At 47.8% G+C, this 414-nt stretch carries 1 rRNA gene; it reads right to left on the bottom strand.

The features are described from left to right. Positions 1-414 (bottom strand): 23S ribosomal RNA (locus FM019_RS20720); the annotation flags it as partial.

Below are 414 nucleotides of genomic sequence, written 5' to 3'. Positions count from 1 at the left end.
GGACAGGAAACCTTGGTCTTCCGGCGTGGGGGTTTTTCACCCCCATTATCGTTACTCATGTCAGCATTCGCACTTGTGATATGTCCAGCAAGCCTCACAGCTTGCCTTCAGCCACTTACACAACGCTCCCCTACCCAGCAGACATCCTTAAAACCACTTACTTATCTTTATCTCCTCACATCTCTCGACGTTTCGAAAAACGCTTTACCAGCAGGTGACAAAAAATGTCACGTTGCTGTTAGCTTGAATAAACAAATGATTTTAAGTGATGTCTGCTGCCGCAGCTTCGGTATATTGCTTAGCCCCGTTACATCTTCCGCGCAGGCCGACTCGACTAGTGAGCTATTACGCTTTCTTTAAAGGGTGGCTGCTTCTAAGCCAACCTCCTAGCTGTCTTAGCCTTCCCACATCGTT

It is taken from the genome of Aliiglaciecola sp. M165, assembly GCF_007197995.1.
GTDB lineage: Bacteria > Pseudomonadota > Gammaproteobacteria > Enterobacterales > Alteromonadaceae > Aliiglaciecola.
Note: the sequence above shows the minus strand (reverse complement) of the source record. Positions and strands in the feature narration are given on the sequence as shown.